The organism is Massilia agri, from assembly GCF_024753255.1.
GTDB lineage: Bacteria > Pseudomonadota > Gammaproteobacteria > Burkholderiales > Burkholderiaceae_D > Telluria > Telluria agri.
In genome coordinates this window covers 74,369-84,045 of sequence record NZ_JANUHA010000019.1, presented here as the reverse complement: position 1 = coordinate 84,045, position 9,677 = coordinate 74,369, and the positions used below count along the sequence as shown (strand labels likewise).

General features: G+C 67.0%; 7 protein-coding genes. 1 reads left to right on the top strand and 6 read right to left on the bottom strand.

Annotation, left to right across the window (positions count from 1 at the left end):
* Positions 1–25 precede the first annotated feature (25 nt).
* Genes NX780_RS21345 through NX780_RS21335 form a run of 3 tightly spaced genes read right to left on the bottom strand, consistent with a single transcriptional unit; the run spans position 26 to position 3,884 of the window.
* Positions 26–2,347 carry a xanthine dehydrogenase family protein molybdopterin-binding subunit gene (locus NX780_RS21345; RefSeq protein WP_258829898.1) on the bottom strand — a complete coding sequence of 774 codons (2,322 nt, stop codon included), beginning with the start codon at positions 2,345–2,347 and terminating at the stop codon, positions 26–28.
* Positions 2,344–3,354 carry an FAD binding domain-containing protein gene (locus NX780_RS21340; RefSeq protein ID WP_258829897.1) on the bottom strand — a complete coding sequence of 337 codons (1,011 nt, stop codon included), beginning with the start codon at positions 3,352–3,354 and terminating at the stop codon, positions 2,344–2,346. Before NX780_RS21340 ends, NX780_RS21345 begins: the two co-directional genes overlap by 4 nt.
* A complete protein-coding gene (locus NX780_RS21335) occupies positions 3,351–3,884 on the bottom strand; it encodes a (2Fe-2S)-binding protein (protein ID WP_258829896.1) in 534 nt (177 codons plus the stop codon). Before NX780_RS21335 ends, NX780_RS21340 begins: the two co-directional genes overlap by 4 nt.
* 223 nt (positions 3,885–4,107) lie before the next feature.
* Between NX780_RS21335 and NX780_RS21330 the strand changes: the two genes are divergently transcribed.
* Entirely contained in the window at positions 4,108–6,945 is a 2,838-nt protein-coding gene (locus tag NX780_RS21330) for a M16 family metallopeptidase (RefSeq protein ID WP_258829895.1), read from the top strand.
* Between the two features lie 25 nt (positions 6,946–6,970).
* Here NX780_RS21330 and NX780_RS21325 read toward each other — a convergent pair whose 3' ends face one another.
* The 3 genes from NX780_RS21325 to NX780_RS21315 all read right to left on the bottom strand — a co-directional run bounded on the left by NX780_RS21325 (position 6,971) and on the right by NX780_RS21315 (position 9,449).
* Positions 6,971–7,756, bottom strand: a complete 786-nt coding sequence (locus NX780_RS21325) for a DUF2145 domain-containing protein (protein ID WP_258829894.1) — start codon at positions 7,754–7,756, stop codon at positions 6,971–6,973.
* Positions 7,756–8,151 (bottom strand): hypothetical protein, encoded by a 396-nt coding sequence (locus NX780_RS21320; RefSeq protein WP_258829893.1) that lies wholly within the window; start codon positions 8,149–8,151, stop codon positions 7,756–7,758. Before NX780_RS21320 ends, NX780_RS21325 begins: the two co-directional genes overlap by 1 nt.
* A 128-nt stretch (positions 8,152–8,279) precedes the next feature.
* The gene (locus NX780_RS21315) at positions 8,280–9,449 is read right to left on the bottom strand and encodes a GGDEF domain-containing protein (protein WP_258829892.1); all 1,170 of its coding nucleotides are present in this window, start codon (positions 9,447–9,449) and stop codon (positions 8,280–8,282) included.
* Positions 9,450–9,677 lie beyond the last annotated feature (228 nt).

Sequence of the window (9,677 nt, the reverse complement as noted above, 5' to 3'; positions counted from 1 at the left end):
GTTTGTCGTGATGCCGGTTTGCCGCTCACTTCGCCTGCGGCGGCTCCTCGACCGGAATTTCGCGATCGCCCAGCAGCACCTTGTCCGGCGTGATCGGCGTGCTGCGCAGGCGCTTGCCCGTCGCGTGGAAGATCGCGTTGCTGATCGCCGCCGACACGCCCACGATGCCGATCTCGCCCACGCCCTTGGCGCCGAGCTGCTTGCTGACGATGCGGTCGTCCTCCTGGGCGAAGATCACGTCGATGTCGTGGATGTCGGCATTCACGGCCACGTGGTACTCGGCGTAGTTGTGGTTCATGAAGCGCCCAAACCTGTGGTCGGTGAAGCTCTCCTCGTGCAGGGCCTGGCTGATGCCCCAGACGACGGCGCCGCTGACCTGGCTGGCCGCCGTCTTGCCGCTGATGATGCGGCCGGCCGCCACCGCGCTGACCACGCGCGTGACCCGCACCATGCCGAGCTTTTCGTTGACGCGCACCTCGCAGAACACGGCCGAGTGCACCGCCCGGGTGAACTTGCGCTGCTTGGCCATCTGCGGGGTCATGAAGAACTTCTCTTCGAGACGGTCGACCCCTTTCGCCGCCAGCACCTCGGACAGGCGCAGCGACACGTCGGGGCGATTGCGCAGCTGCATGGCGCCATCGATGAACTCGATGTCCTTCGGCTTTGCTTTGGCCAGCGGCGAGCCGGGCATCGCCTTCGCAATCTTGATGAGGGTCTTCTGCAGCTTCTCGCAAGCGCCATGCACGCCGCCGCCCACCGTGGTCACGTGCGAGGAACCGCCCTCGATCGGCGCCATCGGCAGGGTCGAGTCGCCCAGCTGGAAAGTCACTCTTTCCAGCGGCAGGCCCATGCACTCGGCGGCGATCATCGACATGACGGTATAGGTGCCGGTGCCGATGTCCGAGGCCGCGCTGCTCACCACCAGGCGGCCGTCCGCATGCAGCACCGCGCTGACGCGCGCCACCATCACCAGCGAGTCCCAGATGCCGGTCGCCATGCCCCAGCCGACCAGCTCCTCGCCGTCGACCATCGAGCGCGGCTCGAGCGGACGCTTGTCCCAGCCGAAACGGGCGGCGCCCTTGTCGTAGCACTGGTGCAGCTCCTTGGTCGAATAGGGCTTGTCGTCGAGCGGATTCACGCTCGCGTAATTCAGCCGGCGGAACTGCAGCGGGTCCATCTTCAGCTTGTAGGCCAGTTCGTCCATCGCCACCTCCAGGGCATGCACGCCGTGGGCGGCGCCCGGAGCGCGCATGTCGATCGGCGAGTGGCGGTCATGGGCCACCAGCTTGTAGCCCAGCTTGATGTTGTCGCAGGCGTAGAGCTGCCCTGACCAGTTCACGACCACCTCGACGTAGTCTTCCAGGCGCGAGGTCTCGTGGATGGCTTCATGCTTGATCGCCTGCAGCTTGCCGTCCTTGTCGGCGGCGAGCGACACCTTCTGCCAGGTCTCGGGCCGGTGGCCGAAGCTGAACATCTGCTGGCGCGTGAGCACCACGCGCACCGAGCTTTTCAGCTGCAGGGCCGCCATCACGGCAAGGGTCAGTTGATACTGGGGACGCAGGCCGGAGCCGAAGGCGCCGCCCACGAAGGGGTTGCGTACGGTGACCTTGTCCTTGGACAGGCCGAAGGCGCGCGACACATACCAGCGGTTGTTCTGCGAGCTCTGGGTCTTGTCGTAGATGGTCAGGTGGCCGTCCTCCCCGCGGATCACGGTGGTGGCGAACATCTCCATCGGGTTATGGTGCTCGACCCCGTGGTAGAACTGCGACTCGATCTTGATCGGCGCCTCCTCGAACGCCTTGTCGGCGTCGCCCTTGGAACTGGGCGGCGTGAAACCGGCCTTCATCGGCCGTGGCTTGTAGGCCTGGTCGAGGGTGGCCAGCAGGTCGGTCTCGTGCTTCTCTTCCTCGTAATTCACTTTGACCAGCTGGGCGGCGTAGCGCGCCGCCTCGAAGGTCTCGGCGACCACCAGGGCGACCGGCTGGCCGCTGTAGAAGATCCGGTCGCTGAACAGCGGCCGGAAAGGCGAGCCGCCCGGGGCCGTCATGTCCTTGTAGGCCAGGTCCCAGGAGCGGATCTTCGGCCGGTTCAGGTGGGTCAGGACCTCGATCACGCCGGGCGCAGTCAAGGCTTCGTCCGTGTCGATCGCGGTGATGCGGCCCCTCGCGATGGTGCCGCTCACCACCACGCCATAGCGCAGGCCGGGCGCCTGCTCCTCGGCGGCGTAGCGGGCGCTTCCCGTCACCTTGGCGCGGCCGTCCACGCGCGAGACCGGCATGCCGCCCTTGACGCGGCCGGTGCCCTCGGGCGCGGTCGGCGTGCGCAGTTCTGGAATCAGGTCGGTCATCGTTGTTCTCCCTTTGCGTAGTCGGTGCCGCGCGCGGCGGTGGTCAAGGCCTGGACGATGGCGTTGCGCGCCAGCGTGAGCTTGAAGTCGTTCTGGCCAAAGCCCTGCGCGCCGCGCAGGAGGATGTCGGCGGCGGCGCCGAAGGCATGCCCGTCAGCCGGTTTCCCGGCAAGCGCGCCTTCCGCTTCCTCGACGCGCCAGGGCTTGTGGGCCACGCCGCCCATGGCGATGCGGGCCGCGCGGATGGTCTTTCCATCCATGTCGAGGGCGGCCGCCACCGAGACCAGGGCGAAGGCGTACGACAGGCGGTCGCGCACCTTGATGTAGGCGGAATGCGCCTTGAAACGGTCGGCGTCCGGCAGGTCGATGTGGGTGATCAGCTCGCCCGGCTCCAGGGTCGTGTCGAGGTCCGGACGGTCGCCCGGCAGGCGGTGGAAATCGGCGAAGGGGATGTCGCGCTCCCCCTTGGTCGAGCGCACATGCACGACGGCGTCCAGGGCGCGCAGGGCCACGCACATGTCCGACGGGTGGGTGGCGATGCAATGCTCGCTGGTGCCGAGGATGGCGAGCTGGCGGTTCAGCCCTTCCTTCGCAGGGCAGCCCGTACCCGGCTCGCGCTTGTTGCAGGGCGTGCCGACGTCGTAGAAGTAATAGCAGCGGGTGCGCTGCAGCAGGTTGCCGCCGTTGGTGGCCATATTGCGCAGTTGGGGCGAGGCGGCCGCCAGCATGGCGGCGCTCAGCAGCGGATAGCGGCTGCGCACGGTCTCGTGGTAGGCGGTATCGGCATTGCGCGCCAGGGCGCCCAGGCGCAGGCCGCCATTCGGTCCGTCCTCGATGCGGTCGAGGCCGAGGCCATTGATGTCGACCAGTCGCCCCGGGCGCATGACCCCTTCCTTCATCAGGTCGATCAGGTTGGTGCCGCCGGCAATCGGACGGGCTTCGCCGGAGGCAAGTTGGCTGAGTGCGGCGTCGATGTCGCGCGCCTGGGTAAACGTGAATGGATTCATGCGAGCACCGCTCCCGTGGTGAAGGGTTTTTCTCCTTCGCCGGCGCGCTTGCCCCCGTCGAGCCCCATCACCTGCACCACGGCCTGGGTGATCTGGGGATAGGCGCCGCAGCGGCAGACGTTGCCGCTCATGAGTTCGCGCACGTCGTCGATGCTCTTCGCTTCGCCCTCGGCGATCAGGCCCGCGGCCGAGCACAGCTGGCCGGGGGTACAGTAGCCGCACTGGAAAGCGTCGCAGTCGATGAAGGCCTGCTGCAGCGGATGCAGCTGCTCACCATCGGCCAGGCCCTCGACCGTGGTGACCTCGCGGCCGTCGTGCATGACGGCCAGGGTCAGGCAGGCGTTGACGCGCTTGCCGTCGAGCAGGACGGTGCAGGCACCGCACTGGCCGTGGTCGCAGCCTTTCTTGGTGCCGGTGAGCTCCGCGCGCTCGCGCAGCAGGTCGAGCAGCGTCACCCAGGACTGGACGGAGAATTCCCGGTCCTGTCCGTTGATGCGCAGCCGGAGGGGGTGTTCCTGGTACTGGTCCATGGCTGTCCTTTCAGTAGGGAAGCTGCCACCTTAACCGAACGACAAGGCGCCTTCGGTTAGTTCACACACGTACGAACCGATCCGGAGCGCGTGCAAGCGAATGGCTTGTCGATATATGCACGGCGCGGGCGAGCACGTTGTAGCAATCAGGAAATTGCAATACCATCCAGAACCTTGGGGCGCGCCGCGCCGACCTTCCGTTCCCTTGTAAGGACCTGATTGCATGAAGACTCTTCCCCCGGCCGTCCTGCTGGCCGCCTGCCTCGCGTCGACCATTCCCACCGCGGCCCACGCCGCCAGGCCCGCCGAGGCGGCGGCGAAAGCCGGGCTCAAGGTGGAGTACCAGAAATTCACGCTGCCCAATGGCCTGGACGTGATCTTCCACATCGACCGCTCCGACCCCGTGGTCGCCGTCAACCTCACCGCCCACGTCGGTTCGGCCCGCGAAAAGGTCGGCCGCACCGGCTTCGCCCACCTGTTCGAGCACCTGCTGTTCCTCGAATCGGAAAACCTGGGCAAGGGCGGCCTCGACAAGATGACCGCGCGCATCGGCGGCTCGGGCGCCAACGGCTCGACTTCGCAGGACCGCACCAACTACCTGCAGACGGTGCCGAAGGACGCGCTGGAGAAGATGATCTGGGCCGAGGCGGACAAGCTGGGCTGGTTCATCAACACGGTCACCGACCCGGTGCTGGCCAAGGAAAAGCAGGTCGTCAAGAATGAAAAGCGCCAGGGCGTCGACAACGCGCCCTATGGCCACACCCGCTACGTCATCAACAAGGCCCTGTACCCGGCGGACCATCCCTACAACTGGCAGGTGATCGGCTCGCTCGAAGACCTGCAGAACGCGACCCTCGACGACGTCAAGGAATTCTTCCGCCTGTGGTATGTGCCGAACAACGTGACGCTGGTGATCGCGGGCGACTTCGACCCGTCCCAGGCCCGCAAATGGGTCGAGAAATACTTCGCCGAGATCAAGCGCGGCGAGGCGATCGCCCCGCTGGCCAAGCGCCCCGGCAAGCTCGCCCAGACCGTCAAGCTCGCCCACGAGGACAACTTCGCCAAGCTGCCCGAGCTGACCATGACCTGGCCGACGGTCGAGGACCTGCATCCGGATTCCTATGCCCTGGAGGTGCTGGCCGAATACCTGTCCGAGACCAAGCGCGCGCCGTTCTACCAGGTGCTGGTCGAAGACGCCAAGCTGGCGCCCAGCGTCCAGATGGGCAACCAGACCGCCGAACTGGCCGGCCAGTTCATGCTGCGCGTGCGCGCCTTCGAGGGCAAACCCCTGGACGACGTCGCCGCCGCCGTCGACAAGGCCTTCGCCAAGTTCGAACGCGAAGGCATCTCCGAGCGCGACCTGAACCGCATCAAGGCCGGCCTCGAGACCCGCTTCTACAACGCGGTGTCGAGCGTGCTGGGCAAATCGGCGCTGCTGGCCGAGTACAACTACCTGAGCGGCAATCCGGGCCGCATCGAGGAAGGCGTGCGCAAGACCCTGGCCGTCACGCCGGGCGATGTGCGCCGCGTCTACGACACCTACATCAAGGGCAAGCCCTTTGTGGCGACCAGCTTCGTCCCCAAGGCGAAGCTCGCCCTGGCCCTGAGCGGGTCCAGCAAGGCCGACGTGGTCGAAGAGAAGGTGGTGCAGGGCGCCGAGAACGCGGTGGACCCGAGCCAGAACGCCGACTACACCCGCACCCCGTCGAAGATCGACCGCAGCAAGGAACCGCCTTACGGCGCCACCCCGGCGGTGAAGGTGCCGGCGGTCTGGGACGCGAAGCTGGCCAATGGCCTGCGCGTGGTCGGCATCGAGAACCGGGAAGTGCCGCTGGTGCAGTTCGACATCGCCATCGACGGCGGCCTGCTGCTCGACAATCCGGACAAGGTGGGCGTGGCCAACCTGATGGCGCGCATGCTGACCCAGGGCACGGCGAAGAAGACGCCGGAAGAGCTGGAAGAAGCGATCCAGCAGCTGGGTGCGGCGATCAATGTGTCGGCGCGCAGCGAGGACGTGCGCATCAGCGTCACGACCCTGGCCCGCAACTTCGACGCCACCCTGGACCTGGTCGAAGAAATCCTCCTGCAGCCGCGCTGGGACGAGAACGAATTCGCCCTCATCAAGCAGAGCGTGCTGAGCCAGATCCGCCAGCAGGATGCCGATCCGAACGCGCTGGCCGCGATCAATTTCAACAAGCTGATCTACGCGAAAGACGATCTCCGCTCGCGCAACATCCTCGGCACGGCCGCGACGGTGAACGCGATCACGATCGAGGACCTGAAAGCCTGGTACCGCGCGAACCTGTCACCGTCCGTCGCGCGCATGCACGTGGTCGGCGCCCTGCCGAAAGCCTCGGTCACGCGCGCGCTGGCCGACCTGGGACGCGACTGGAAGGCCAAGCCGGTCAGCCTGCCGGCAGCGACGCCGGCCAGCATTGGTGCGGCCGGCAAAGTCTACTTCGTGGACGTGCCCGACGCGAAACAGTCGGTGCTGCGCATCGGCTACCGCGCACTCGCCGCGACCGACGCCGATTACTACCCGGCGACGGTGGCCAACTACATCCTGGGCGGCGGCGGCTTCGCCTCGCGCCTGACCCAGCAGCTGCGTGAAGGCAAGGGCTACACCTACGGCATCAACTCGAGCTTCTCGGGCAGCCAGAGCGCCGGCCCGTTCACGATCGCCAGCGGCGTGCGCAGCAACGTCACCCTGGAGTCGACCCAGCTGGTCAAGCAGGTGCTGCAGGACTATGCGCCGACCTTCTCGGCGGCCGACCTGGAGACGACGAAGAACTTCCTGGTCAAGAGCAACGCCCGTGCTTTCGAGACGGCCACGGCGAAGCTGGGCATGCTCGACAACATCAGCAAATACGGCTGGAGCCCGAGCTACGTCAAGGACCGCGAGGCGATCGTCAAGGCCATGACGCTGCCGGAGGTGCAGGCGCTGTCGGAGAAGTACCTCGATCCGTCGAAGATGGTCTGGCTGGTCGTGGGCGATGCGAAGACCCAGCTGCCGCGCATGAAGGAACTGGGCTTTGGCGAGCCGGTGGTGATCGGCAAGTAAGGCGAAGGGACTGGGGGCCTGGCCCTCAGTCGACGATCCGCGTCTTCGCATCGGGATCGACCATGCGCATCAGGCGCACCACCGCATCCGTCGTGACGGTATCGATCTTGCCCGCCATGCGCCGGTCGAAAGGATGGTCGTCGAAGGCCACGTTGGCGCGGAACATGCGGGCGCCCAGGCGCACGGCGGCCGGGATGTCGACCGTCGGCGGCTGGAAGCCGCGCGAGCGCAGCCAGGACTGGGCCTCGGCGCGGGTCTCGACCTGGCCGCTCGGGGCCAGCGCCGCGGCGATGGTCTCCAGCACCCACTGGTTGGAGTTCTGGTACTGCGTCGAATACACGTAGGACAGCATGTTGTAGCGCGGCTCGTGCAGGCGTAGCGGCGTGCGCGTCGCCACCAGCCTGGCCAGCTTCGCCTGCGCTTCCGGCCCCGGGATCACGAGCTGGGCCTCGAGCCGGTACAGGTCGGTGAGGAAGAAGTTCCCCATGCCCTCGTTGTAGAGCCCTGACACGGCGGTGCCGCAATCGTTGAGCGCGTGCACGACGGTCCAGCGACCGGCCGGATGGTCGCGCACGACGATGCCCATGTGGGAATAGCGCAGGCCGTACTTGCTCAGGTCCTGGCCGGCGCGCGCGACCAGGGCGACCTGGGCGCCGCTGGCGTCCAGCGCGGCCACCGTGCGCTGGGCCAGGTCCATGGACAGCACGATCTCGTGCGGGGCGAGGGGTTTGTTCTCGCAGGGCTGGCCGGCACGCGCGATCAGCGGCGCGGCCAGCACGATGCCAACCAGGCCGAGGGCGAGTGCGCGCATCAGATTGCCTTCGACGAGTGCAGCAGGGCCTTGCCCGCTTCGTTCGGCAGGAAGGCGATCGCCTTGCCCGACAAGACCAGCACGTGGCCGGTGGACGCCGTCACGACTTCCAGCGTGGTGCCGGCCGCCAGCGACAGGCCGCCCGCCGCCTTGCCCGACAGGCGTACCGTCGCGCGGCTGCCGTCCACGACGTTCTCGAGCACGACTTCCAGGCCGTCGGCGACGGTCTTCGCGCTGGCCACGACCACGCTGCCGGTGGCGGCCACGCTCAGGACCGAGCCCACCACGACGACGCCGGACAGGTTGGCGCTGGCCTGGGAAGGATTCGACTGGCCCGCGGCGTGAGAGCCGATGCAGGCGAGACCGAGCAGGGTGGCGAGGACGATGCGTTTCATGGTGTTCTCCTTGTTGAAAGTGCTGGCATCATCGCCATGGACCGTCGTGGAGGCAAGCACTGGCGGCGCGGTAGCGATTCCTTGACGGCCAGGTATCGGCTGGCGATACCAGGCACGGACGGCCGGATTCAGGCGGCCTTCGGCAGGGGCGCGGCCAGCAGCAGCGACTCGACGCGGTCGCGGCCGTTGCGCTTGGCCGTGTACATCAGTTTGTCGGCCGCATCGATCAGTTCCAACAGCGGCGTGTCGCCATCCGCGCAGCTCGCCACCCCGAAGCTGGCCGTGGTGTAGATCGTGGCGCCATCGGCATGGCCCTGCACCGGCATGGCGGCGCAGCGCTGCCGCAGCCATTCGGCGAGTTGCACGCCCGCGGACAGGCTCGTCCCGGGCAGGACCAGCAGGAATTCCTCGCCGCCGTAGCGGATCACGCTGTCGACGCCCTCGCGCGCCACCGCCTGCAGGAGCTTCGAAAAGTCGACCAGGACGGCGTCGCCCGCGCCATGGCCGTGGCTGTCGTTGATCCGCTTGAAGTGATCGATGTCGCACAGGATCACGCTCAGGGGCTGGCCGGCATGGCCACGGGCCTGCGCCGTGTCGAGCAGCACGTCATGGAGGCAGCGGCGGTTATGGCAGCCGGTGAGCCAGTCGCGCTCGGCCGCGTCTTCCAGCACCAGGCGGGCCCGGTATTCCTCGCGGGTGGCGAGCTGGTAGCGCCGCGCCGCCAGCGCGCCGAAGGTGTTCACCAGCGCGAGCAGCATGCACATGGTGAGCAGGTCGGCGAAGTCCATGCCGGCGTAGGCCAGGGTCAGGCCGAGGAAGACGGCGGTGGCCGCGGCCGCGATCGCCAGGGCCGTGGCGAGGCGATTGGGGATGAACAGGTAGATCACCAGCAGCATGATGGCCAGCGACATCGCGTGCCAGTGGAATTCGCCTGGCCGGTGCAGCGCGATCACCATGAAGCAGCCGAGCGCGACGCTTTCAGCCACGGTCGCGGCCAGTCGGCTCGCCTTGACTCCCGGCCGGCGGCGCCACACGAGCCAGGCGCAGGACCACGCGCATGCGGCGACCAGCAGGCGCGCGCCGAGCAGCAGGGCGGTGTCGGGGACGATGCCGAGCGCCGCCACGTCGGTGGCGAAGAAACACAGGAAATACAGGCTGCAGAACAGCAGGGTGAAAGCCAGCTGCCTGCGGGTGCGGGGCAGCTGGGCTTCCAGGTGGGCGGTTTCGAGCAAACGGTCGGTGAACTCGGCGCGCAGGAGATCGATGGCAAGGTGGCCGGAGACAGGAGGACGGGGCACGGATCGGGAAATGAGGGTGAGAGCAGCTGTATTGTTTCATCAAGAGGCATGTCGAAGGCTCACGAAATGTAACTCGCTGGAAGCTCCGCGAGGCCGGGACCGTGTTGTTTCACACATCTATTTTTTGGGGAATTTACATTTCTCCATCGGGTTCCTCGTTTGACAGCCGTAATCTCTTCGTAGCAAGCACATTGCCGTATGGCAAGTTCGTGCGCAAATGCTTCCAAC